This is a genomic window from Marichromatium bheemlicum (genome assembly GCF_012276755.1).
Classification (GTDB): Bacteria; Pseudomonadota; Gammaproteobacteria; order Chromatiales; family Chromatiaceae; genus Marichromatium; species Marichromatium bheemlicum.
On record NZ_JAAXKX010000035.1, the window covers coordinates 1 to 23,175 of the forward strand.

Consider the following 23,175-nt stretch of genomic DNA (forward strand, 5'->3'; position numbering starts at 1 on the left):
AGACTGATATCAAAAGATATTGGCATCTTATAATATTAGAGATCCTTGATGCGATAGCCCTGGGAGGAAACGATCCGTCCCCCGCAGGCGAGACAGGTCTTAATCCCCTTGGATTCGGGTCTCTGATTCGATCGACCACAACCCTATACACGGAAGGCGGCACACTCCGTCTTAATCCCCTTGGATTCGGGTCTCTGATTCGATCAATGAAGCCGCCGACTTTGCGCAAGGCTATATCGTCTTAATCCCCTTGGATTCGGGTCTCTGATTCGATCGAGTCGCGGGGTCTTCCTTACCTTCCCAATTTCGCCGTCTTAATCCCCTTGGATTCGGGTCTCTGATTCGATCCCGAGAAGGCTGTACCGCCGACTCTCCAGCCGGGCGTCTTAATCCCCTTGGATTCGGGTCTCTGATTCGATCGGATACCGAGCGTGCGGTGCGTGACTTCCAGTTGTCTTAATCCCCTTGGATTCGGGTCTCTGATTCGATCCTTGGTTGGAATCTTCGGCCCCCTTCGAAGGGGGTCTTAATCCCCTTGGATTCGGGTCTCTGATTCGATCAGTTCGTCGAGGCTTGCTTCCTCGACGAGCTTGGTCTTAATCCCCTTGGATTCGGGTCTCTGATTCGATCACTGCAACACCACCGCCCAGTACGCTGGTCCTGGGTCTTAATCCCCTTGGATTCGGGTCTCTGATTCGATCGCAAGATGGTCTTCGCATTCGTCAGTCGGCACGAGTCTTAATCCCCTTGGATTCGGGTCTCTGATTCGATCAGGGCGCGGTCGTGGTCCACGCTGCCGCGATGGGTCTTAATCCCCTTGGATTCGGGTCTCTGATTCGATCAACCAACCCCGCCGGGCTTCGGCCCGGCTAGCGTCTTAATCCCCTTGGATTCGGGTCTCTGATTCGATCGCAGGAACCCAATCCGCCGTCGCTGATCTGGTCGGTCTTAATCCCCTTGGATTCGGGTCTCTGATTCGATCGGCTGGTCCTGGTAGCTGTCCCGAGTGCGGGCAGTCTTAATCCCCTTGGATTCGGGTCTCTGATTCGATCGCACTGCTCGCCGCCGGCATCACTGATGCCGGCGTCTTAATCCCCTTGGATTCGGGTCTCTGATTCGATCGACTGGGGATTGAACTGCTTTATGTGGGCGACATGGGTCTTAATCCCCTTGGATTCGGGTCTCTGATTCGATCTTTTACGCGACATACAACACCGACATCATTAACGTCTTAATCCCCTTGGATTCGGGTCTCTGATTCGATCCTATTTGTGGGTCGTGTCAAACGGCGAGGAAGGTGTCTTAATCCCCTTGGATTCGGGTCTCTGATTCGATCAGAGGTACTAGATCCTGCAAACAGTTTCAATCCACGTCTTAATCCCCTTGGATTCGGGTCTCTGATTCGATCGCGGCCGAGATTCAGGGCACCGCCGAGGCGGACGGTCTTAATCCCCTTGGATTCGGGTCTCTGATTCGATCGAAGCCGTGGGCTCCGGCCCGGCGAGTTCGAGGTGTCTTAATCCCCTTGGATTCGGGTCTCTGATTCGATCCGCTGGAAACCACCGCGGAACACCTGATCGAACAGGTCTTAATCCCCTTGGATTCGGGTCTCTGATTCGATCAGTTCGGCATCACACGCGACGAGTCCAAGCAAGGTCTTAATCCCCTTGGATTCGGGTCTCTGATTCGATCCAAGCTGTCGAGGCGGTGTCGCAAGTCAAACCCAGTCTTAATCCCCTTGGATTCGGGTCTCTGATTCGATCTGCGATGTACTTGGTCTCCACGCCTGAAGGCGTGTCTTAATCCCCTTGGATTCGGGTCTCTGATTCGATCTGACTAACAACAAAAAACACTTCCCAAACAATGCGCTACAAACCCGTATCGCACTTTTTTGACGGCGTCGAAAGTTGACGTGCAGAACAGCAAGCCGCGACATCTCCCAGGCTCCGACGTTGTTGGAAGGTACAGACACGTTAATCGAGTTGGGGCGTACCGACAAGTTTGGTCACGGCCTCTGCCAGGGGTTCGTCCATGATCAAGGACGTGCCGAGCGGCAGCGACTGGCGTCCGTAACGCCAGACTTCAAGCCTGGATGGCAAGGGATACACACGAATATCGTCGGCACGAGCATCAATGATGCCGTCGATCACCGACAAGAAACGATCGATCTCGGCCACCGTCGCCGGAATCAGAAACACCGAGTACTGCAACGCCACGCCTAGATCTGTGGCCTCACGATGCACCCGATTTCTGCGACCATCGTCGGCTATGTCATAGGCAAGCAAGAAGAGTTTTTTTCGTGCCATGATCGGTCAGGTCTCATGGATGAGCCAACGATGTAACGCCGAGGTGATCTCGCGTCCATGTCTGGCTGCTCGGGTCGCTCTTCGCTCGAACAACCTGACCACTTCACGCTGGGTCGGCGAACGTCGAGGCTCTCCTTTTCGAGCCGCTGCTAATTGTCGACGTTTGAGCCAACCGAGCCGGGCCGGTTCGAGATACCAGAACAGAATATCGGTTAACTCCGAGGCCAGTTGCGGCTGACCGACCTGACTCAGTTCAGTGGTGCGACCGAGTCCGAGATCACGTAGATGCGACTCCATCCAGCCGTAGGCGAGTGTGCGCAACCACTGCCGAGTACGCAGTGCATCGCGCGCGCCAGCATATGCCTCAGCACTGTCGTTGATCCTGTTACGGACCTCGCGTGGAGACAGCCGTCGAGCCTTCTCCCCTTTCATGCGGAGCTTGAATGCTGCCCAACGCGCTGCGCGCGCGCCATGTTGCCCGCACCAATGCTCAAACATACCGAGCGCTTCGGGACGCAGCAGAAATTCCAGTAGCCGGGTGCTCAGCTCATCGCGTAGACCAGGACGCCCGAGCAAACGCGCCTGTACCGCACCCTCGTCGTCGATGAAGACGACTGGAATACCGTGTTCGGCACAGGCCAACAGCGCCGCCGTCTCCCAGTCGACCCGCTGGTTGCTTTGGATGCGACCGATGCGCTGTAGCGGAAAGAGTTGAGGCGCACCGGAAAGCCTGGTGACCCGTAACGCAGGGCCATCGAGTCCAACCCAGGTCTCATCAGCCGGGGCGATATACAGCGGCTGCGCGGCCGGCGTCGTCACAGCGCGTCGATGATCATTTGCGGTGTCATGTTGCATCAGTCTCCAACCTCTGGCATGGAATCAACGATTGAGGCAACAGGCGGCGCAGCGCGCGCCAGCTCGCGCGCGATGTGCTGCATCCAACGCCTGAGCAGTCGCCGTCTGGGCCGGGCAAAGATTTCATAAGCGGCAAAGAAACGCGCCCGCCCCTGCTTCCCGAGCAGGCAGGCATCGCCGTCGCGTTGAAAATGCGACGACCGCAACCGCTCGCTCTTGAACAGCTCCCATACCCAGCGTTCGACCTGAGGACGTAGCGGTTCGATCAGGTCGCAGGCCAGCGAGGCACGCCCGAAGCCGAGTTCGTGAAAGAAACCGATGAGCGGATCGAGCCCCGCACCGTGGGCCTGTTGTACCGCCTCGGCATGGAGCAGCGTATACCCCAGCGACAGTGCGGCATTGACCGGGTCCGGTGGCGGACGTCGCCGCCGCGCATTGAAGCCGAGTTGGGGAGCAAACAGTGCGCAATATCCGCGGAAGAACCCGGCGGCTGCCGCGCCCTCGATGCCTCGCAAGGTCGCAAGGTCATCGGCAATACCGACACGCAACCGATCGAGGGCCTGATCTTGTGCGGCGACGGCCTTGAACAGCGGGTGACGGCAATCAGGACGCAGCGATAGCGCTTCGATCAACAGCCGGCGTTGCCCCCGAATCTTGCCGGCGACGATACGCTGAGACCAGCGACGGCGGAAATCGGCATCGTCATAACGGCGCATCTGCCCGATCCGGCGGGCGGCGTCATTGTGCGCGGCACTAACCAATGTGGCTTGTTTTCGTCCGCCACGACCGCCGAAGAGGGTTACGGCCACCCCGGCAGCGGCCAACCGCGCCAGTAGGGTGCTGTTGCACGTCACGTTGGCGCGCATCACCACGCGTTCGAGCAGGTGCAACGGCACGGTTCCCTCGCGCCGACCAGCGACCCGCAGCACCAACGCACGCCCTTCGAGATCGAGCCGCGTATCACGACGATCGAGATAGAGCGTGGTCATGAGTCATCACCCCACGTAGAACCAAGGCGGATTGCGGGGCACCACGGCGCGACCACGTGTGCGCACCTTGCCACGGGGATCGAGACGAATCAGCACGAATCGGTCCTCCTCGGGATCGATGATCCCGTTCACGGCGCCGAGCAGATCACGGCGCTCGGCCGGGGTGAGAAAACATTCGAACACCGACTCCTGGCAACCGCTGGCATAGCCTTTGAGGACCAGCAACGCGTCACGCAGGCGCTCGTCACTGGAGATGTCGTAAGCGGCGATGAAGAGTTGGCGTTGGCTCATGGCGGACAGGGTAACGTCAACGTTCGGGCAAGGCAGTTGCCACAAGCTTGTGGCAACCCGAAAAGGGTGCGAGCAAGCCACAACGAACGGTTTTCAGCAACCGACCCAACGCTCTAGCTCGCTGCTCAGCTCAGCGAGCCGAGCGCCGTCACACACCTGGATGCGCAGATCGGCGGCGCGGCGCTTCACCCATTTGTCTACGGGGTGATAACTGACCAGCATGGCGCGCGCCTGCAGGCCACCGAGCAGGTCCGCGAGCACATCGAGCCGGAACAGCGCCTCGCTGCCGGGCCCGGTCTGATCGCGGTCCTTGCGCCACTGCCGGGTCTTACACTCGATCAGGTACAGCCGATTCTCGGCGAGGAAGGCGACATCGAGTTCGTTGCGCACCGGTTGGTCACGCTGGTTACGACGGACGATCTGCAGGCTCCGCGCGAGATCCTGGATGCCGCACTGATGCGCGCGACGCAGCGCGCGCACCAAGTCATAGACGTGCTCTTCGAGCCAGCCGCCATTGGCATAGAAGCGTGCCTTCTCATCCGGGAAGTGCAGACGTCCCTCTTCGAACCGCAGCACCTCGGCGCTCTCCAGGCGCTCGATCAGTGTGCGTAGCTCGATATCCCGCGTGTCACGAGTACTGATTCCAGGGGAATGCAGCACACCCTCTGACTCATAGGCCAGCCTGTTGAGTGTCTTGATCGCCTCGCCCAACCGTCCGGTATTCGCCGCCAGCCAGGCAGTCAGCTCGCGCTGTGCCGCAGGAACCGCCTCACCGATCGCTGACTCGACCGAGGCGCCGTGTGCCTGGAGAAAGACGTCGAGCCGCAGCCGGTTGTCGAGTGCCACGTTGGGCCGGTCGGCGGGCGACATCCAGATCAGCTGATCGAGTTCTGGATGGACGTAGAAGATCGGCGCCCCGGCGGCACGGAAGACCTCGTAGGCGGCGATGCTCATCGGCTTGGTGCCACCGGTGGCATTGAGTGCGATACGCCCCGGTTGCTCACTGAAGCGTGCGAGCAGTTCGAGCACGCGTTCCTGGAGATGCTCCAGATCCCAGGGGTCGTCGATCGGCCAGTGCTCGACGCTGATCCCACGGCCTTTCAGTACTGCGGTCAGCGCCTCGGTCTGGGCGCGCATGCCGGCATGACAGAGCAGGATCACCGTCCGCGGCGCGACTGAGGGATCAAGCGCCGGGGTGAGATTGGGGACGACCTGGGCAGAGACCAGGTAGAGATGGGTGTCGATGTCCATTGATTTGCTCCCTGCTGACGGCCTCAGTGATCGCCATCATCGAGTACATAGCTCACGTCCTGAACCTGAACCTGATACTGGCCGTTGACATACTGCACCCGTCGGCCCTCGGCCAGGGCAACCACGGCTCCGGCCACGCTGCACAATTTGCTGCCACTGGTGATGTCGATGAGGATGTCGGCGGGAGCGACTCTCGCCTCCTCCACCAACCGTTCGAAGGCGATATCGGTCAATCGAACCAAGGCATTGATGTCGTTGAAACCGACGCCCGGGTCGTCACCCTGAGCCCCCCCTTCGGCGCACTCGATGGTGAATGCATGACCGGGGAAGCAGCGCCTCACCAACTGCTCGAACAGTGGGCGTTGAGAGGCACTTCCTGGCCCATCAGGTTCGTCCTGTGAGCAGATCAAGACGATCCGAGAGAGGTGCGTACGATGATGCGCGATCGCCTCGATCGGCATGCGCCAGGGCATACTCCGCCTGATGTCTTCACGTTCAGCGTATTTACGGAAGGATTCGACGCCGTCAAACGAAGCGCTCGCTGTCGCCAAGCCATCAAAGACCTCAGCCTTCAGGTTGCTGAGGTAGAGAATCAGCGCCCGCGCTCGCGGAGGTGCCCCGATGGTTTCGACCTGAGGACGAAATCGCTCCCGTGCCGCCTCTGCCAACATGCGCAACCGGTACACCACAGCAGCGAAAAAGCACACCGCCACCACCCGATGTACCGGCACCCAATCCTCGACAGCGCCGCCCTCGATCCATGTGCCGACATCGGCAACCCATTCGAACAGGCTGTCGGTGAACCAGCCGAGGCCAATCAGCAGGGCGAGCACCATCAGCATCGATTCCCGCCCACCACCGATCAGGAGTTGGTCCAACACCTGACGTGCACGCGCGCTCTTCAAGCTCGGCGCGATCCTGTGTTGCGTATCGCTCATGGCGCACCATCGGCGGCAAGCCGTTCGACCCGGTAGGCCTCGAGCCGGGCACCACAGGCACGCATCTGCGCGGCACTCAACTCGATCCCGCGCAGCCCGGAGGGCACGTTCATCGTCAGGTGCAGATAGCGTGCCCCACGGGCGCACACCTCGGCCGCGAGACTGACCGGCAACGAGCCGATCACCACGTCGCCTGGCTCGATGCGCTCAGCGTCGAGATGTTCGAGCCGCTGATCCACTGTCAGCCCCTCGGCACTCGCCCAGTCGAGCGCACCGGCGTGGCGGGTGACGAAGTAGGTGGTCATACATCACCATTAAGTTTCTTTAAGATCCTGAAATAGATTTCTCTCGCCTCTCTTTTTTTTCCCTTCAGTTTTACCGATTCATCCCAAGTTTTTTCTTCTACCCATAAACTCTTAATCACTTTAATTGCATCTGACTGGATTTTAGGGTCAGTCAGTTCATCGACAGCTTCTGCCAACTGTTTTCCTCGCAAGACATCTTTTCTTTTTGAATTATGCTTTTTTATAATCGCTCCTATTTTTTCCTCAAGCCATTCACAGCTCTCAGGGATTTCCTGAAAACACCCATAGCCACTATTCGTTTTGGCCCCGATCCCACGTTCGCTCAACGCCGAGCGCAGCATCTCGGCGGCGAGATCACGCCACCCCGGCGGTCCTTCGAGCACGAACAGAAAACTGCCACGCACGGCGATCTGAGCATTGGGGATCGGGCTGTCGAGATCCGTGGCGGGCGTCTTGCCCTCGGAGCCGTAGTACTTGAGATGGTGAGTGGTGACGACCTCCGGCACGAAGGGCGAACGCCTCTTGGTATCGGGCACCCACCAGGCATCGTGGAAGGTCACGAGTCCCGCCAGTCCCTCGGGGTGCTCTTTCTTTTTTTCGGGGTTCTCTTCCTGTGGCTCGACCCCGAACAACTCGGTAATCGCTTCTGGATGCCGTTTCGCGAACTTGCTCCGTTCGGCGTACGCACGCACCACACCCTTGACGCTCGACCCGGGGAGATAGGGCGCGCCGTGGCTGTGACCGACGGCACAGCCCGTCTCCAGCGCTCCGCCACCGCTGAGACCGATGAACAACCGTGTTTCGAGCGCGAGCGTGAGCTGCGTGAAACGCAGCGGATCGGCGGTCGCGTTACGCCAACGTTCGAAGGCAGCACAGTAGAAGGTGCCAGGCTGGAGCCCGCAGATGGCGCGAATGTGCTTGGTCTTCGCCTCCTTGTCGCCCTGACCGTGCACCGCCAGCCCGCGTTGGATCAGCAGACCGGGATGGGCCGAACTCTCCTTGCCAACCTCGCTGTACAACTTTTTCACCGCCTCGCGCTGCAAGACGGTCGATTCAGTCTGACTCATGGTTGCGCCCCTCCTCGATCGCCGGATCGCCGGTCGCGGTGATGCGCAGCACCCCCTGCACATAGCGCTTGAGCCAGGCGGCTGCATCCAATGCGTGCCGGGTCAGCGCCATGGTGTCGGCGAGATCGGCCTTGATGAATCGCTGATGCAGGTCCTCACCATGGGCAGCCTCGGTGACGCCGGCCTCGCGCAGTACCTGACAGAGGTCGTCGAGCACCCGGAGGTGCTCACCCGCGTTCGGCCCCTTCCCCTTGGCCAACAGGAAACCACTGCTCTGAGCAAGACCATGCTGCAGGATCATGCCCGGCAACCGATGGACGATCGCGTCGTAACGCTTCGGATCGACCCCATCAATTCCCCCACCGATGTGGTCGACACAGCTGTAGGCCGCCGTCGCAAGGCGATGTGCTCGCATCTGCATGGTCACACCCCCCAGGTGCGCAGAAAACGCACCAGCCCACGCCCGACCCCGGCCTTGCCGCCGATCTGCAACAGCGCGCCCCCGTCAGGCAGACAAGCCGCCAAGGCGTCCGCCGTCTCCGGGGTGGCCCCCTCTTCCCGATCCTCGGGATGACGAGACGCGGCAACCGCGTAGACGCCCCACAGTAGGCTGTCTGCGGGTAGGTTCTCCTCGTACCAGAGGGCGCCTTTGTCCTTGTCGACTGTTCCGGTTTCCGGATTGATCGCAATTCGTGTCCTGATGTCGGTCGCGGTCTCGGCAAGGAAGGCGAAGACATCGTCCGGCAACAGCGCGATCCGAGGACCGATCTGAGCCTGCGAGTCAGCATCACCAGGGAAGACACGCTCGACGATTTGCTGTGCCCAGGCCGCAAGCAGGCCACCGGAGTCGGACTCGATTCGCAGATCGAGATCCTCCAGCACCAGAGTCGCGGGCGACTCGCCGCTCTCGCACCGATTGGGCGAGTCCTGCTGCAAGCGCACTGCGCCAGCGGCGGGCGCCGCGGGCAGATCCGGCAGCGACTCGCCGGCGCGACGCAGATCCTCGGCATAACGCCGGAGCACGAAGGGCGAGGTCGCATAGCAGACGATGCCGGTCAGCGCCCGCACCGGCAGCGCCAGCAGATGGGCATCGTTGATCGCAAGCGCGCCGGCAAAGGCCTGCTCGTTGCTGCGGATCTGCGCCGGGCCGAAGAGCCGCTCGACGCGTGTCGTGTTGTCCGGGCTCACGCTCAGATGCTCGCGCAGCACCCCGCGCAGCGACGAGCCGGGCACGATCGGCAGGCGAGTGGCGCGAGCGCGCGCGATCGGCAGATCGACCACGCCGGTCGACTGCCCGGTGCCGCAGTGCAGCGGCGAGAGTGCATGGAGGTGGAAGATGTGCGTATCCATTGGGTATCGTCCTTTCAGTGATCCATCGATCAGGCACACGGCGTCCAGGGGGCCGGCAGCGCCAGCCCGAAGCCGTCGCGGCGGTCTTGTGCCGCGTCGCTGATGTTGCTCAACCACAGCGACTCGAATGCCGCCGGGTCGTGATCGCCCACCAGTTCGAACCAGTAGACGCTGCCCGCGGCGACGAGCCGCCGGGTCGGGCGCGGCTCACCCTTGTGCAGATCCCAACCCGAGTTGGCCTGCCAGCGCTCACAGGCAACCGCCCGGAGCTTGAGGTGCACGCCGGGGGCCTCGGGCGGCTCGCCTTCCAGGGTGTCGGGGTCGATCCAACCGGGGCGAAAACCGGCCGCGAAGGCGGCCGGGGTGAGCAGGGTCAGGCTCAGTCCGCCCACCTTCACCATCTGCTCGAACCAGCCCTCCGGCACCGCAGGCCACTGCGACTCGGGTCTGGGCTCCAACGCCGCGAGCCGCCGCTCGCCACCGAGATGGACCAGACCGGCGCGCAACGGCTGATCGCAGCGCGCCAGCAGCCGCAGCCGTCGGGTAGCGGCAGGCGCCTGCCCCGCCGGATCGAGAGGCTGATCCGGCATGAAGTCCAACCCATTGGTCTGGAACAACTGCGAGGTCTTGGCCGCATGGCTCTTGCGATCGATGGCGACATGGGTACGGCGCTCGGTGGCCGGGGTCCAGCCCTGTTCGAGCAGCGCATCGAACGTCAGGGTCGCGCCGCGCCGGAAGTCGAGTAGCTGCGCGAGCGTCCACCAGCGAGGACCGGGCTTGGGCTTGCCCTTGATCGGATCGGTCAACTGCACCGGAACCAGACCTTGCGGCAGGTCGCTGCCACACCCCTCCTCGAACGCATGGGGTTCGGCACGGATGCAGCACGGCTCGCGTTCCCCCTCCCGCGCCAGATAGAGGGCGTCGGCGGGCTTGGGCACCAGCAGCGCGGGAGCGACATCGGGCGCGGTCCCCTCGCCCTCACGCCACAGCAGCGGACCGCGCACGCTCACCGCATCGAGCAGCGCCGGGCCGAAGTCGGTCCCCGTCTGTCTCGCCCAGGCCGTGCGCAGACAGCCGGCGAGCGTCGAGGGCGGCGGGAAGCGCGCCTCGTCCAACCCGTTGCTGGCGTCGAAGGGCCGACCGGAGCGGACGATCACCGGTGCCAGCGGATCGAGGGTGACCAACGTGCTCGGTGACGGAGGATCGGCGCGACACACCGGCACGGAAACGGCCCGCGCACGCGCCCCTCTTGGCGTGGCCCGTGTGGTCGAACGATCGACAGCGCTCCGCGAACGCTGCTTGTCGTAGCGAATCCGTTTCCCCTGTCCTTGCGATTTCTTCTTCTTGGTCATGGATTCACCTCCGCTGCGGTGCGCGCCGAGAGCCAGCGAGCGATGATCAGGGTGTCGGCGAACAGGCCGAGGTTCCAACCGAGCGCGCAGGCATGCCTCTCCAATGCCTTGGAGACCGAGGACGCGAGTTGACCCTGCTCGGTGCGGGTGCGATCGAGCACGCGCAACAGCTCGGCGCGCCGCATACCTTTGCGCAGGGCGGCGTCTGGCTGGTCGTCGAGCCAACTCAGGCGCCGCGCGCTATTGCGCAGGTCGTAGGCGACCCGGGTGGTCAGCGCACTGTCGTGATAGTGCTTCTTCACCAGCTCGTCGAGCATATCCAGCTTGTCCGGCTCGTCCCAACGTGCGCGCCAGCGCAGCTCGCCGCCGGAGCGGATACCGAGCTGGATGGCCAGGGCATTGCGCTCCTCGCTGGAGCCGGGCATGCCGTCCTTGGCCAGCTTCTCGGCGGCGTCGGCACGCTGACGCAAGGCACCGAGCGGTTCCATCAGGTGACCAATGCCGATCCCGACCGAGAGCGTGGGGCTGATCTCGGCGCGACGTGTCGCATCGTCCGAGGCCAGCGCTCGGGCACAAGGCGCCATGGCCTGCTCGAACGCCACGGCCAGGGCCTTGGCGCAGTCCACGGCCCGGTCGCGCGGCACCAGCGCCAGCACGTCATCGCCGCCGGCATAGATCGCGTGACCCTGATAGTCGCGTACGATCCCGGCCACGCCGCTGGCAAATTTGTGCAGCTCATGCGAGATCATCCGCGAGTCCTCGGTCGAGCGTGCCGCGTCGAGCAGCTTGCCCATGCGATCGCCGTCGGCCTTGAGGATGGCGGCATAGGGGACCGGGGTGCCGTGGCGTCTGGTCACGGATTCCAGCGTGCGACGCAGCTCGTCGAGCGCGCCTTGATCCGCTCGCAGCTGCTCGTCGCTCCGCTGACGCCGGGCCTCGGCACGCAACTGCTCGATCTGGTTGTCGAGCCGGAAGGCGAAGAGCAGTTGGGCGTCATAGGGAAAGTTGCGATAGGTCTCGCCGTTCCCCTTGACGCGGGTGGCGATCTGCTTCTTGATCAGCGGTTCGTAGGCCGCTCCGAGGCGAGCACGCGTAGCCTCGTCGAGGCTGCGCAACCACGGATCGGCAGCAATCCGCGAGTAAGGGGTGAACTGCTCCGGGTCACCCGCCAGGCGTTTGATCACGCCGAGGGCGTCGAGCTGCTCGTTGGCAGACGCCAGCCCGAGACGACGCGCCGCGCGGACATCACCATGCACACCCTTTTGGAGCACGGTCTCCAACACACCATCGAGCGAAGACTTGGGCAGACCCGCGCCCTCAGGAGGCGTGAGCGGCGCGAAGTCGCGCGTCGCCTTGCGTGCGGCCAGGACGCTGCCCAGCCGTTCGCTGGCGGCCTTGGCCCCCTGTTCCGGGTCGATCTCGACCCAGGCGGAGAAGATCTCGAGCAGGTCGTCGAACTGACTCGACCACAGCGACTCGTCGCGCAGCCAGCGCGCCATGCCCTTGTCCTGACGCACCTGCTCGCCGATCTCGCGCAGCCGGACGCGGGCGGCCTCGGCCGCCTCGGCACACAGCGCACGCGCCGCGGCATCGTCAGCGAGGGCGAGTTCGGCGCGCAGGATGTTGGCGACGTTGGCGGTATCGCCGGGGTTGTCATCGGGCGCGAGTTTGGTCTCCGGTTCGTTCAGACACGGGAACACCAGACAGCCGGGCTGCGTTCGGTGCAGTGTCAAGGCCGCGGCCTTGGAGACCTCCGAGAGCAGCCAGGAGCCGCACCACAGGTCACGCGTACGGCGCGCCGAGGCGATCAGCCCCTGTACCGGACCGATCGACAGGGTGATCAGATAGTCCTTCATCATGCCTCCTGCTCGAAGAACGCCATGAAGGCGCGCAACGCATCGGTCTGCCCGGTCGCCTTCAACGGCTTGACCTGCTCTGCCAGACGAGCGCGGTCCTGTGGATCAGCGGGCCAGGGTTGCGGTCTGTTCTTGTCAGTGGTGGACGAGGAAAACTTGAGCGACTGATTCAATGCCTGTTCCCAGCCTGGCAGCAACAACGCCGCCGGACGCCAACGCCCTTGCGCATCGCGATAGGGCCGCAGGATCAGTGGACTGGCCATGCGCTCGCGCTTTTCTTTTTCGAGATCGGCGGGTTCGAGCACAAAACCAGAAGGTTCCCCGCGCCCCTTGAAGTCAAACACGATCGGCAGACCGAAGGCCGCGCGCGGGAACACCGGCTCATAATCGACGAAAGGCTTGGCATGATCCCGCGAGCTGCAACCACTCAGCTGGCGGATGGCATCGGGTTCGGGCCAGCAGCTGCGGCCCGGGCATTTTTTCGAACCGTGGTTTCGCCCCACCCCCTCATCCTGGCGGAAACATTTCAACAGTCCGACTGCTCGCTCATGGCCACTGCGTGCATCCGGGGCCTGACGCCCCAGGCACAACCGGCCACCAGCATCCTCCACTTCATCGGCATCGACCGGCACCAAGGACTCGACCTCGACCGCACCCAGCCCCCTTCGGGTGCGCGCCCCGACCCCGCCGAAGCTCGCCCACCAGCGCAACGCCATTCGCACTTCGTCTCGCGCCGGCTCGGCAAGATCCGCAGCAAACGAAACAGTTAAATAAAATTCAATTCCCGACTCTGCCAGTTCGGCCCCATCGCTGATCGCAGGAAACAACGCGTAGTCCAGCTTCAAGCCCTGTGCGCCGATCAGCTTCGGCCGTGGTGTCTGCGGTCTACGCACCTGCACCCGCACCCGACTCGCGACCGGCCCCTCAGCCCCGATCCCTCCCCAGATCGCCTGCTCGCGCTTGAACAACCGCTCGGAACGCTCACGGTCCTCCCCGCCACAGGCGATCCGCCACCAGAAGCGCAGTTGCCCACGGATGGACGAGGCGCGAATCGGCAAGTCTTTATCGACCTCGCCGGCCTCGACGCCACCGCCGTAGAGCGGCGTCACCAGCTTGCATTTCAGGGTCAGGGCGCGATCGGAAGACTGGCTTGTGTGCCCCCGCTGCCAGGCATCCTTGAGGGTGTCGAGATCGCAGGGCGGTGGGCTGCTGCGTCTATTCATGGTGAGACCTCCTTGGCCGGATCCGTGGTGCCATGCTCGCCAGACAAGGCCACGGACCTGGGTTTCGCATACATTCGACGCCGGGACCGACGTCACCTCAGTGCGGCAGCTGGATCTCGATCGCCTCGGGATCGAGCTGCAACCCGAACCGCGAACGGGGACGCTTACCCGAGCGCACGATCAGATAGGGCCTGGCGAGTTGGGGACCGAGCACGTCCTTGAGCGCCGCATTACTCAGTGTCTTGCGTTGTTCGAAATACTCCTTGGTCATCCCTGCGGCCAATGCCGCCTCTGCCCGTTCGACATCACCGGCAACGGCCAGGCGTCGATAGACCCGGAGAAATTGATGGGCGACGCCGTCGTCGTCCCAACGTAGGCCATCGATCCCCGCGCGCCGTTGCTCGGCCATCATCAGGTAGAAGGCGAACTGTGCCGGTGGCATGCCTACCCGTTCACCACTGGCGTATACGGCACCCTCGGCAATGTTCAGCAGCAGGTTCGGCGGAGCCAACGCCCGTTGAGCCGCCTCGATGTACTCACCGAAACCGGTATCTCCATCGATCAGCCGTCTCGGCAACCCATCGCGCAAGCGCAAAAACGGAATGTCGGCCAGGCTGACATCCGCATCACGGGCATCGGCCATACCCTCACGCGTGGCGACCATGCGCCGGGTTGGCGAGGGGTAGAAGAACTCACGGCAGGATTCGAAAGGGTCTGAGATAAGCACATGCGAGAGCCGGTCCTGGGGTCTGCCGAAGAGCCCCAGGGCATGGCCAACCGAGTAGCCCATGGTCTTGCGTCCACCGGCAATCGACACATGCAAGGCACAGCCGGCATCGGCACAGAGCCCACGCACCAGTGCGCAGATCTGGTCAGCGGCGGCAAGCCCATCAGCGTGGGTGCGGATATCAGACAGGGGAACGCCGGCGGCGTCTTTCAGCACCTGAAGACAGTCGGTATCGAAGCGGATCGGCGGCAGGTCGTAATCGCGCACCAGGCGATGGAACCAGCCGGGGTCCTCCGACAACAGACTCTCGCGCGCCTGACGCTCACCTGCGGTGGTGGTGATCAAACGCACCTCGGTCGGCACCCAGGGATCGGGTGCGCCCACCGCCAAGGCGAACAGCGTCTCGGTGACGACCTGCGGGGAGAGGCCGGTGACGGCGACCATGACACGCCGGGGGAAAGATCGGGGGTTCATCGTATCCATGACGATCGAGATCATCCTCGAGTGCCAGGCCATTGTCTCGCCCCACAAGCTTGTGGAGACGGCTCACGCAAGCCGATAGCCGCCGAGCCCAAAGGCCGTTGCCTTACCGATGTGCGTCCATTGACCAAGCCACAACGCGGGCCAGATCACGGCCAATCCATCGCCACTGAGTTCCAGCTCACCCAGTAGCCCCCCGAACTGCATCTGGCGCTGCTGACGCGACGAAAAGCGCGTCCAATCGAACCAACGCACCTCATCTACGCGCATATCGATACTGCCACGCGCCGGGCGCGGATAGCCAGCCATGAACACATCCGGCGTCAGGCCATGACACGCGGCCAGCGCACCGAGACGGCGATAGAGCGCCCGGATGAAGTCATCGACGTCGAACTCTCGCGCACCGACGAAACGCCCCGCACGCTTGAGGCGCAGTGGCGTGCGCAGTTTGACGCCGATGCGTTCGGGGATATCGGGTGGCGCCTGAGGAGGGAGCGCCGTTGGTACACGACATCCTTGCTGACCAGCACGATAGATCGGGTTCCAGTCAGCGGCACCGAGCCGGGATTCGCAGTCGACTGCCTCCAGACCGAAACGTCCCCGCGCCCGGCCCACCCCTTGTGTCCCGGCCTGTGTCAAGGCGTGGATCAGATAGGGCAGTTGCGCGATCGCTGTGCCGATCAGGGTGATGCCGAGTCGATAGCTATCGCCGACGGCGAGTCTGGTCGGTGCCTCGGGATCGAGGTCGAGGAGGAAGGGATGTGGGGTGTTGGCGGGGGCGTCGGCCGGGATCTCGAACAGCGTAGAATAGACACAGGTCCGCGCCAGCAGACAGCCATCGCAGACCGGCGCGCCGGTCACGCAAACGCTATGGCGCAGACCGTGACCGAGCAAGCCACGCCAGGTCGAGCCGGGATAGGCTGGCAGCGCGATGGGCTCGAGCGCGCGCAGGCGGAAGCGAAACCGCATCAACGCGGGGAAGGTTGGACGCGGCATGGTTCTGAGCCTCCAGTGCTACGACACATTCAATGTCCCCATTGTAACCAATCCCGACACGACGGCCGCTGTCCGTGCCCTGCCGCGCAGTGTCAGGACCTTGCCGATTGTGCGAAGATCGGCAACAACCTTTTTGATCAAACATTCAAGCAATCCATGTCTTCAACCCTCGAATCCCGTCAACCGAACCCCACCTCTTCCGACACCTGCGTGGTGCCGACCGACCCGACGGCGGCGCCGGTGACCGATCCGCGTCTCTGGCACCTCGGCACCCGCGTGGTGGCGATGCCGAGCGACACCAACGCCTATGGCGACATCTTCGGCGGGTGGCTGATGGCGCAGGCGGATCTGGCCGGGAGCACGGTGGCGATTCAAGTGGCACAGGGCCGGGTGGCGACGGTGGCGGTCAAGGAGTTCCGCTTCCTCGCTCCGGTGCTGGTCGGTGATCTGGTCGATCTGTTCGCGCGCATGCAGCACCTCGGCAACAGCTCGGTGACGATCGAGGTCCAGATCTGGACCCAGCGCGAGCCCGATCCGGCCAGCCGCCACCAGGCCGCTGCCGCAGCGATCACCTATGTCGCCGTCGACGACAACGGCCGTCCGCGCCGGATCACGCCACCGGCGGAGCTAGCCGACTAGCCGCGCCTGGCGCGGGCGTCTCAGCGTTGCCGCCCACGCCACCCGTCGAGCCGCGACGCGGCAGCGTCGTCCCCCTTCCCGCAACACGAGGATCCCCACCATGTTCGAGGCAACCAAGGTCGGCCGCTCGGTGAGCAAACAGGACTTCAAGGAGCAACAGGCACAGTTGCGTACCGACCTACTGGCCGCGCAGCGCGAGCTGAAAGCGGCGCGGGTGCCGGTGGTGGTGCTGATCTCGGGGATCGAGGCGGCGGGCAAGGGTGAGGTGGTCAATCGCCTCAACGAGTGGCTCGACACCCGCGGGGTACAGACCTTCGCCTTCTGGGACGAATCCGACGAGGAGCGCGAACGCCCGCGCTACTGGCGCTTCTGGCGAGCGCTGCCGGCTCGCGGGGAGATGGCGATCCTGTTCGGCGGCTGGTACCAGACGCCGATCGAGCATCGCTTCCGCGACCACTGCAGCGACGCCGAACTCGACGCCGAGCTCAATCGCATCGTCGATTTCGAGCGCATGCTGATCCAGGACGGCACGCTGATCGTCAAGTTCTGGTTCCATATGTCCGAGTCCGATCAGAAGGCACGGCTCAAGGAACTCTCGCGCGACGACAAGAGCCGCTGGAAGATGCTCCCGGACAAGAGCAAGTTCTCCGAGCAGTACGCTGCCTTCGAGCAGGTCGCCGAACGGGTGATCATGCACACCGATCGCGGGATCTCGCCGTGGTACCTGATCGAGGCCGGTAATCGCCGCTATCGCGACCTCACCGTCGGCAAGACCTTGCTCCATGCCATGCGCTCGCGCCTGGCCGCCAATACCCCGCCCGATGAACAGACCCCAAGCATCGGCAGCCCAGAGTTACCGGTCGGCGAACAGGCCCGGATCACCCTGCTCGATCAGCTCGATCTCGCGCTCGCGCTCGAGCGCGACGCCTACAAGGACGAACTCAAGGCGCTGCAGAACCGGATCAACGAACTGGCCTGGCGCGCCTATACCCAGAAGCGCTCGACGGTGCTGGTGTTCGAGGGGGTCGACGCCGGTGGCAAGGGCGGTGCGATCCGCCGTATCACCAACGCCATCGACGCCCGACTCTATCGCGCCATCCCGGTGGCGGCACCCAACGACGAGGAGAAGGCGCACCACTATCTGTGGCGCTTCTGGCGTCAGATCCCGCGTGCCGGTTACATCAGTCTCTACGATCGCTCCTGGTACGGGCGGGTGTTGGTCGAGCGCGTCGAGGGTTTCGCGAGCGACGCCGAGTGGCGCCGCGCCTACTCCGAGATCAACCGTTTCGAGGAACAGCTGGTCGACAGCGGGGTGATCTTGCTGAAGTTTTGGCTGCACATCAGCCAGGACGAACAGCTCAAGCGCTTCAAGGACCGCGAGAACGTCCCCTACAAGCGCTACAAGATCACCGACGAGGACTGGCGCAACCGCGAGAAGTGGCCGCAGTACAAGGAGGCGATCAACGAGATGGTGGTGCGCACTAGCACCCGTCATGCCGGCTGGACCTTGGTCGAGGGCAACGACAAGCCCTATGCGCGGATCAAGGTGCTACGCACCATCTGCGCCGCGCTGACCGAGGCACTGGAGGGCGAGCAGCGCCCCCCGGCCGGTTATCTGCCCTGCGGCGAGCGCCGCCCGCAACCAGCCAAGCGCGCGGCCACGGACAAGAAGGACAAGTGAGGACTCAGCCGGGTAGCCCGAACAGACGCAGTGCGTTGTCGCGGGTGAGCGCGGCGACAGCCTCCGGGGTCGAGCCGCGCACCTCGGCCAGGCACTCGGCCACATGGGCGACCCAGGCCGGCTGGTTGGACTTGCCGCGATGCGGCACCGGGGCGAGATAGGGCGCGTCGGTCTCGATCAGCAGGCGCTCGTCCGGGACCTGACGCGCCACCTCGCGTAGCTCGGCGGCGTTCTTGAAGGTGACGATCCCGGAGAAACCGATGTGGAAGCCGAGTTCGAGGGCACGGCGCGCCGTCGCCCAGTCCTCGGTAAAACAGTGCACCACGCCACCGACCTCGGCCGCACCCTCCTCTTCCAGGATTCGCAGGGTATCGGCGCGGGCCTGGCGGGTGTGGATCACCAGCGGCTTGGCGCAGGCGCGCGCGGCGGCGATATGGGTACGGAAGCGGAGCTGCTGGCGCTCGGCGTCCTCGGCACCACGGTAGTAATCGAGCCCGGTCTCACCGATGGCGCGCACCCGGGGGTCGTCAGCGAGCGCGAGCAGGCGCGCCACGTCGGGCTCCTCGCCGTCGTTCTCGGTGGGGTGGACGCCGACCGAGCAGAAGACCTCGGGATAGGGTTCGATCAGCGCACGCATCGCCGGATAGTGCTCCAGCTCGACGGCAATGCTCATCAGGTGGGAGAGACCCGCGGCGCGGGTCGCTGCGATCAGTGCGGCGAAGTCGCCGTCATAGGGGGTCAGGTCCACCCGATCGAGGTGGCAATGTGAATCAACCAGCATCAAAACAGCCTACATGGTGTGGGTGGGCCGCTCGGAGTTGAGCATGCCCGCCAGGTACTCTTCGATCTTGCGCCGCGCCGCGCCCTTGTCCTGATCGCTGAACTGCACCCCGACACCGACCGAACGATTCCCGCCAGCGCCGGGCGGGGTGATCCAGACCACCCGACCGGCCACCGGGATGCGATCGGTCTCGTCCATCAGCTGCAGCAGCAGGAAGATCTCGTCGTCGAGCTGGTAGCGCTTGGTGGTAGGGATGAACAACCCACCGTTCTTGATATAGGGCATGAAGGAGGCGTAGAGCGCGCTCTTGTCGCGGATGGCGAAGTTGAGGATGCGCTGCTGGCCACCCAGCGCGCCCAGCGAGTTGGTCGGTGAACTCATCGAACAGGCCCTCGGGGTGAGTGCGTGCGGACATCACACGGGATGGTGTCGCGTCAGCCGGCCGCGGCCAGCTCGCGCCATTCGATGGCCAGTGACTCGAGCAACAACTGGGTATTGGCACTGCCCTCGCACAAGGCGCGGGCCTTGAGGACGCGTCCGAGGAAGCGGTGTCCGGCCACCGGGTCGAGACGCGCGGCCAGGCCCGCCAGGGCCTCGCGCTGGTCGGGATTGTCGAGCCGCGGCGGCGTCGGGCTCGCACGCAACCGTAACAGGTCACACAGCCAGCCGGCCATCCACTCCAAGAGTAACGCGGCGCCGAGCTTGTTCCAAGCCGCGGCCTCTTCGAGCGGCGCGCGCTCCCCACGGGCCAGCGCGATGAAGCCCTGGAGGCGTTGTGTGCGCGCCTCCAGGCGCTCGGGGTCGAGGCGAACGCACGCGTTCAAGGGGGCACCATGGGCCAGACGCAGCGCCAGCTCGGCCTGGGCATCGGGGAGGCGCCCGCGCAGCCAGGCGAGCGCCTCGGCCTCTGCAGGCAACGCGATGCGCAGTTGTTGGCAGCGGCTGCGGATGGTCGCCGGCAGCCGCTCGGGATGCTCGGCGACCAGACACAGCAGGGTGCGCCCGACCGGCTCCTCGAGGGTCTTGAGGAGCGCATTGGCCGCCGCTGCATTGAGATGATCGGCCGGGTCGATCAACACCACCCGACGCTCGACCCGGTTCGGGGTCAGCGCCTCGCCGGCACAGAGGGTGCGGATCGCGGCGATCGGGATGTCGTTGGACTTGGCCCCCGGCTCGGGACCGACCCGCACCAGATCCGGATGGTTACCAGCGGCGAGCAACACACACTCTGGACAGCGACCACAGGCCCGGCCGGCGGCATCGGGAGCGGCACAGATCAGCGCCTGGGCCAACTGCTCGAGCAGCATGCGTTTACCGACACCGGCCGGGCCGCTCAGCAACAGCGCATGCGGCAACCGATCGGCGGCACGGGCCTGCTGCAACCGCTTCCAGGGCGCGACGAGCCAGGGTGGGAGCGGGTCGCGCGGCGTACTCATCGCGCTGCCCCGAGGGTCTGATCCAGCTCCACGGCCAACCGCGCGATCTCGGCGTTGACCGCCTCCAGGGGGGCGGCGGCATCGATCACCCGATAGCGCTCGGGCATGGCTGCCGCCCGCGTCAGATAGACATCACGCACCGCCGTGAAGAAACGTAGGGTCTCGCGCTCGAAACGATCGCTCGCGCCGGTGCGGGCACGGGCGCGGGCCAACCCCTGCGCCGGCGGCAGGTCGAACACCAGGGTCTGATCGGGACGCAGCGCGCCCTGCACCAACTGTTCGAGGGTGGCGATAGGGGCGATATCGAGTCCACGCCCTCCCCCCTGGTAGGCATAGGTGGCATCGGTGAAGCGATCACAGATCACCCACACCCCGGCCTCGAGCGCCGGGCCGATGGTCTTGTCGAGGTGTTCGGCACGGGCGGCGAACATCAGCAGCAGCTCGGTGGTCTCGCACATGGCGCCGTGCTCGGGATCGAGCAAGAGCGCCCGGATCCGCTCGGCGAGCGGTGCACCGCCGGGCTCTCGGGTGGTGATGACGCGTCGCCCACGGGCACGCAGCAGCCCGGCGAGGTGTTCGACTTGGGTGCTCTTACCCGCGCCCTCGATGCCCTCGAGGGTGATGAAACGACCGCGTTCGGTTGGTGCAGACATCTATTTTCCCAGGATATAGCGACGCACCGCGCGCTTGTGTTCGGCATAGGTGGCCGAGAACTTGTGGGTGCCGTCGCCCTTGGAGACGAAGAACAGGGCATCGCCTGCGGCCGGGTGCAGCACCGCGTGGATGGTGCCACGACCGGGCAGCGAGATCGGTGTCGGTGGCAGGCCGTCGATCACATAGGTGTTGTAGGCGGTGGCCTCGCGCAGGTCGGAGCGACGGATATCGCCGGCGTAGCGCTCGCCCATGCCATAGATGACGGTGGGGTCGGTCTGCAGTCGCATGCCCATGCGCAACCGCCGCACGAAGACCCCGGCGATCTTGGCCCGCTCGTGGGCGGCGGCGGTCTCCTTCTCGACGATGGAGGCAAGGATCAGCGCCTCGTAGGGGGTCTCGACGGGCAGCCCCTCGGCGCGACCGGCCCACTCCTCGGCGAGCACCAATTTCATCCGCTGCATCGCCCGACGCAGCACCTCGATCCCCGAGGTGCCGCGCGGAAAGGCATAGGTGTCGGGGAAGAAGCGCCCCTCGGGATGTTCGCCGGGATGGCCGAGCTGGGCCATGAGTTCGGCATCGGTGAGCGCGGCCAAGCCCTCGCCGCCGAAGTGACGGTGGGCGTCGATGGCCTCGACGGCACGGCGGAAGGTCCAGCCATTGACCAAGGTGATCGGGTACTGCACCACCTTACCCCGGACGATGCGTTCGAGCACGTCGACCGGGGTCATCTCGGCGGTCAGCGTATACTCACCGGCCTTGATGCGGGTCTGATCGCCATGGCGATAGGCGAGCGCGATGAAGTAGTAGGGATGGGCGATGAGCCCGCGATCGGTGAGGCGCTGAGCGATCTCGCCGAGCGAGCTACCGGCCGGGATGTCGAAGACGATGGACTCGGACTCGAGCACGACCGGGGTGGTCGCGAAGCGCTGATAGTCGAACCACAACCCGGCGCCGAGCGCGCCCAGGGCGATGAGCAGGATGGAGAGGATTCGCAACAGGGTCATTCGATGAGCCATCATCCGGGCGAGTGCGCCGCGGCGCGCACCGCATGCAAGAGATCCCAGGGCTGGCGGGCAAGATCGTAGGCGTGATCGCCGAGCCTGGCGACCGGCCAGACGCCGATCACCGCATTGGTGAGAAAGAGCGCACGGGCTCGTTCCAGATCCTCGGCGAACAACCGCTGCTGCTGCCAGGCGATGCCCTGGCGCTCGGCCTGTTCCAGCGCGATGTCGCGGACGGTGCCGGCGATCCCGGCATCGACCAGCGCCGGGGTCAGTAACCGCGCGCCATCCCAGAGCAGCAAGTTGCTCATGGTGCCGCTGCAGATGGCCCCATCCGGGGTCCGCATCAGCCCCTCGGCGATCGCCGAATCCGTCCATTCTTGCCGCGCCAGCACCGCATCGAGACGGTTGAGGTGCTTGAGCCCGGCCAGTGCCGGGTTGGTCGAGACCGGGGTGCGACAGTAGCGCACCACTACACCGGCGCGCCAGTCCGGTCTGGGCACATGCGGATAGAGCAGCAACAGACGACGTGGCGCCGGGTGTGATGGTGGACGATAGCCGCGCCCGCCGCTACCGCGCGTGAGTACCAGCTTGAGCACGCCCTCCTCGACCCCATCGAGTACGGCGTTGATCTCCGACTCCAGCAGGGCGGGTGTGGGCGACGGCATCCCTAGGCGCGCACAACCTCGGCCGAGCCGGGCGAGATGACGCGGCCACTGACAGGGCCGGCCGGCTCGCACCAGCAGCGTCTCGAACAGACCATCGCCATAGTGCAGCGCACGATCGGTGATCGGTAGATCGGTCGCGACACGACCATCGACCGAGACCCGCAAGGGGGCTCCTGACGTGGATCGGGGAAACTGGGGAAGGACGCTGGAATCGCTCAACACACGACTCCTGGAGCGAGCGGGAGGGACCACCGTGGCCGTCGCCGCGGCGGCGGCGGCCCCCCCGGGGGCACCCGGTCAGCCGCGCCGGGACACCCCGGGACCCGTGG

At 64.5% G+C, this 23,175-nt stretch carries 23 protein-coding genes and 1 CRISPR repeat array; of the genes, 2 read left to right on the forward strand and 21 right to left on the reverse strand.

Annotated elements, in window-relative coordinates; all coding sequences use genetic code 11:
- Positions 1–96 precede the first annotated feature (96 nt).
- Positions 97–1,833: a CRISPR direct-repeat array (repeat unit 37 nt; unit sequence GTCTTAATCCCCTTGGATTCGGGTCTCTGATTCGATC).
- A 140-nt stretch (positions 1,834–1,973) separates the two neighbouring features.
- The 15 genes from cas2 (HF203_RS15605) to cas6 all read right to left on the reverse strand — a co-directional run bounded on the left by cas2 (HF203_RS15605) (position 1,974) and on the right by cas6 (position 15,986).
- The gene (gene cas2, locus HF203_RS15605; RefSeq protein WP_168671017.1) at positions 1,974–2,306 is read right to left on the reverse strand and encodes a CRISPR-associated endonuclease Cas2; all 333 of its coding nucleotides are present in this window, start codon (positions 2,304–2,306) and stop codon (positions 1,974–1,976) included.
- A gap of 6 nt (positions 2,307–2,312) precedes the next feature.
- Positions 2,313–3,161: a CRISPR-associated endonuclease Cas1 gene (locus HF203_RS15610; RefSeq protein WP_168671018.1), complete on the reverse strand. Its 849-nt coding sequence runs from the start codon at positions 3,159–3,161 to the stop codon at positions 2,313–2,315.
- Positions 3,161–4,150, reverse strand: coding sequence for a CRISPR-associated endonuclease Cas1 (gene cas1, locus HF203_RS15615; RefSeq protein WP_168671019.1), 990 nt, complete (start codon positions 4,148–4,150; stop codon positions 3,161–3,163). Before cas1 ends, HF203_RS15610 begins: the two co-directional genes overlap by 1 nt.
- 6 nt (positions 4,151–4,156) lie before the next feature.
- Positions 4,157–4,441 carry a CRISPR-associated endonuclease Cas2 gene (cas2, locus tag HF203_RS15620; RefSeq protein ID WP_168671020.1) on the reverse strand — a complete coding sequence of 95 codons (285 nt, stop codon included), beginning with the start codon at positions 4,439–4,441 and terminating at the stop codon, positions 4,157–4,159.
- A 93-nt stretch (positions 4,442–4,534) separates the two neighbouring features.
- Entirely contained in the window at positions 4,535–5,692 is a 1,158-nt protein-coding gene (locus tag HF203_RS15625; RefSeq protein ID WP_168671021.1) for a Card1-like endonuclease domain-containing protein, read from the reverse strand.
- Between the two features lie 23 nt (positions 5,693–5,715).
- The gene (locus HF203_RS15630) at positions 5,716–6,630 is read right to left on the reverse strand and encodes a hypothetical protein (protein WP_168671022.1); all 915 of its coding nucleotides are present in this window, start codon (positions 6,628–6,630) and stop codon (positions 5,716–5,718) included.
- Positions 6,627–6,935 carry a CRISPR-associated protein Csx16 gene (gene csx16 / locus HF203_RS15635; protein ID WP_168671023.1) on the reverse strand — a complete coding sequence of 103 codons (309 nt, stop codon included), beginning with the start codon at positions 6,933–6,935 and terminating at the stop codon, positions 6,627–6,629. The genes HF203_RS15630 and csx16 overlap by 4 nt, the downstream gene beginning before the upstream one ends.
- Complete coding sequence (gene cmr6 / locus HF203_RS15640; RefSeq protein WP_168671024.1) at positions 6,932–8,002, reverse strand: type III-B CRISPR module RAMP protein Cmr6; 1,071 nt, start codon at positions 8,000–8,002, stop codon at positions 6,932–6,934. Before cmr6 ends, csx16 begins: the two co-directional genes overlap by 4 nt.
- A complete protein-coding gene (gene cmr5, locus HF203_RS15645) occupies positions 7,989–8,417 on the reverse strand; it encodes a type III-B CRISPR module-associated protein Cmr5 (RefSeq protein ID WP_246221814.1) in 429 nt (142 codons plus the stop codon). The genes cmr6 and cmr5 overlap by 14 nt, the downstream gene beginning before the upstream one ends.
- Positions 8,418–8,425: 8 nt before the next feature.
- Positions 8,426–9,352 carry a type III-B CRISPR module RAMP protein Cmr4 gene (gene cmr4 / locus HF203_RS15650; protein WP_168671026.1) on the reverse strand — a complete coding sequence of 309 codons (927 nt, stop codon included), beginning with the start codon at positions 9,350–9,352 and terminating at the stop codon, positions 8,426–8,428.
- Positions 9,353–9,381: 29 nt separating this feature from the next.
- Positions 9,382–10,536 (reverse strand): type III-B CRISPR module-associated protein Cmr3, encoded by a 1,155-nt coding sequence (locus HF203_RS15655; protein ID WP_246221815.1) that lies wholly within the window; start codon positions 10,534–10,536, stop codon positions 9,382–9,384.
- Positions 10,537–10,700: 164 nt separating this feature from the next.
- Positions 10,701–12,563 carry a type III-B CRISPR-associated protein Cas10/Cmr2 gene (cas10, locus tag HF203_RS15660; RefSeq protein ID WP_246221816.1) on the reverse strand — a complete coding sequence of 621 codons (1,863 nt, stop codon included), beginning with the start codon at positions 12,561–12,563 and terminating at the stop codon, positions 10,701–10,703.
- Complete coding sequence (gene cmr1, locus HF203_RS15665) at positions 12,560–13,783, reverse strand: type III-B CRISPR module RAMP protein Cmr1 (protein WP_168671028.1); 1,224 nt, start codon at positions 13,781–13,783, stop codon at positions 12,560–12,562. The genes cas10 and cmr1 overlap by 4 nt, the downstream gene beginning before the upstream one ends.
- Before the next feature lie 97 nt (positions 13,784–13,880).
- Positions 13,881–14,984 (reverse strand): CRISPR-associated ring nuclease Csm6, encoded by a 1,104-nt coding sequence (gene csm6 / locus HF203_RS15670; RefSeq protein ID WP_168671029.1) that lies wholly within the window; start codon positions 14,982–14,984, stop codon positions 13,881–13,883.
- A gap of 72 nt (positions 14,985–15,056) precedes the next feature.
- Complete coding sequence (gene cas6, locus HF203_RS15675; protein ID WP_168671030.1) at positions 15,057–15,986, reverse strand: CRISPR system precrRNA processing endoribonuclease RAMP protein Cas6; 930 nt, start codon at positions 15,984–15,986, stop codon at positions 15,057–15,059.
- Between the two features lie 156 nt (positions 15,987–16,142).
- On the opposite strand from cas6, the gene HF203_RS15680 reads away from it, so the two are divergent.
- On the forward strand, positions 16,143–16,625 hold the full coding sequence (locus HF203_RS15680) for an acyl-CoA thioesterase (RefSeq protein ID WP_168671031.1): 483 nt from the start codon (positions 16,143–16,145) through the stop codon (positions 16,623–16,625).
- Between the two features lie 100 nt (positions 16,626–16,725).
- Positions 16,726–18,306: a polyphosphate:AMP phosphotransferase gene (pap, locus tag HF203_RS15685; RefSeq protein WP_168671032.1), complete on the forward strand. Its 1,581-nt coding sequence runs from the start codon at positions 16,726–16,728 to the stop codon at positions 18,304–18,306.
- A 4-nt stretch (positions 18,307–18,310) separates the two neighbouring features.
- On the opposite strand, the gene HF203_RS15690 is transcribed toward pap, so the two are convergent.
- From HF203_RS15690 to pabC, 6 genes are read right to left on the reverse strand one after another with little or no spacing between them, the layout of a single operon-like run.
- A complete protein-coding gene (locus HF203_RS15690; RefSeq protein ID WP_168671033.1) occupies positions 18,311–19,087 on the reverse strand; it encodes a TatD family hydrolase in 777 nt (258 codons plus the stop codon).
- Positions 19,088–19,096: 9 nt separating this feature from the next.
- Positions 19,097–19,468: a PilZ domain-containing protein gene (locus HF203_RS15695; protein WP_168671034.1), complete on the reverse strand. Its 372-nt coding sequence runs from the start codon at positions 19,466–19,468 to the stop codon at positions 19,097–19,099.
- Between the two features lie 53 nt (positions 19,469–19,521).
- Entirely contained in the window at positions 19,522–20,523 is a 1,002-nt protein-coding gene (gene holB, locus HF203_RS15700; RefSeq protein ID WP_168671035.1) for a DNA polymerase III subunit delta', read from the reverse strand.
- Positions 20,520–21,176 (reverse strand): dTMP kinase, encoded by a 657-nt coding sequence (tmk, locus tag HF203_RS15705; RefSeq protein WP_168671036.1) that lies wholly within the window; start codon positions 21,174–21,176, stop codon positions 20,520–20,522. Before tmk ends, holB begins: the two co-directional genes overlap by 4 nt.
- Complete coding sequence (gene mltG / locus HF203_RS15710; protein WP_246221817.1) at positions 21,177–22,181, reverse strand: endolytic transglycosylase MltG; 1,005 nt, start codon at positions 22,179–22,181, stop codon at positions 21,177–21,179.
- Positions 22,182–22,192: 11 nt separating this feature from the next.
- The gene (gene pabC, locus HF203_RS15715) at positions 22,193–23,011 is read right to left on the reverse strand and encodes an aminodeoxychorismate lyase (RefSeq protein ID WP_246221818.1); all 819 of its coding nucleotides are present in this window, start codon (positions 23,009–23,011) and stop codon (positions 22,193–22,195) included.
- Positions 23,012–23,175 lie beyond the last annotated feature (164 nt).

Coding starts and splice junctions, on each gene's coding strand:
- HF203_RS15695 (WP_168671034.1), bottom strand. CDS start 19,468: ATGAGTTCACCGACCAACTCGCTGGGCGCGCTGGGTGGCCAGCAGCGC.
- HF203_RS15610 (WP_168671018.1), bottom strand. CDS start 3,161: ATGCAACATGACACCGCAAATGATCATCGACGCGCTGTGACGACGCCG.
- HF203_RS15625 (WP_168671021.1), bottom strand. CDS start 5,692: ATGGACATCGACACCCATCTCTACCTGGTCTCTGCCCAGGTCGTCCCC.
- csx16 (WP_168671023.1), bottom strand. CDS start 6,935: ATGACCACCTACTTCGTCACCCGCCACGCCGGTGCGCTCGACTGGGCG.
- cas6 (WP_168671030.1), bottom strand. CDS start 15,986: ATGCCGCGTCCAACCTTCCCCGCGTTGATGCGGTTTCGCTTCCGCCTG.
- HF203_RS15630 (WP_168671022.1), bottom strand. CDS start 6,630: ATGAGCGATACGCAACACAGGATCGCGCCGAGCTTGAAGAGCGCGCGT.
- HF203_RS15680 (WP_168671031.1), top strand. CDS start 16,143: ATGTCTTCAACCCTCGAATCCCGTCAACCGAACCCCACCTCTTCCGAC.
- cas1 (WP_168671019.1), bottom strand. CDS start 4,150: ATGACCACGCTCTATCTCGATCGTCGTGATACGCGGCTCGATCTCGAA.
- HF203_RS15690 (WP_168671033.1), bottom strand. CDS start 19,087: ATGCTGGTTGATTCACATTGCCACCTCGATCGGGTGGACCTGACCCCC.
- csm6 (WP_168671029.1), bottom strand. CDS start 14,984: ATGAACCCCCGATCTTTCCCCCGGCGTGTCATGGTCGCCGTCACCGGC.
- tmk (WP_168671036.1), bottom strand. CDS start 21,176: ATGTCTGCACCAACCGAACGCGGTCGTTTCATCACCCTCGAGGGCATC.
- cas2 (WP_168671020.1), bottom strand. CDS start 4,441: ATGAGCCAACGCCAACTCTTCATCGCCGCTTACGACATCTCCAGTGAC.
- holB (WP_168671035.1), bottom strand. CDS start 20,523: ATGAGTACGCCGCGCGACCCGCTCCCACCCTGGCTCGTCGCGCCCTGG.
- pap (WP_168671032.1), top strand. CDS start 16,726: ATGTTCGAGGCAACCAAGGTCGGCCGCTCGGTGAGCAAACAGGACTTC.
- cas2 (WP_168671017.1), bottom strand. CDS start 2,306: ATGGCACGAAAAAAACTCTTCTTGCTTGCCTATGACATAGCCGACGAT.
- cmr6 (WP_168671024.1), bottom strand. CDS start 8,002: ATGAGTCAGACTGAATCGACCGTCTTGCAGCGCGAGGCGGTGAAAAAG.
- cas10 (WP_246221816.1), bottom strand. CDS start 12,563: ATGATGAAGGACTATCTGATCACCCTGTCGATCGGTCCGGTACAGGGG.
- cmr5 (WP_246221814.1), bottom strand. CDS start 8,417: ATGCGAGCACATCGCCTTGCGACGGCGGCCTACAGCTGTGTCGACCAC.
- mltG (WP_246221817.1), bottom strand. CDS start 22,181: ATGACCCTGTTGCGAATCCTCTCCATCCTGCTCATCGCCCTGGGCGCG.
- cmr1 (WP_168671028.1), bottom strand. CDS start 13,783: ATGAATAGACGCAGCAGCCCACCGCCCTGCGATCTCGACACCCTCAAG.
- cmr4 (WP_168671026.1), bottom strand. CDS start 9,352: ATGGATACGCACATCTTCCACCTCCATGCACTCTCGCCGCTGCACTGC.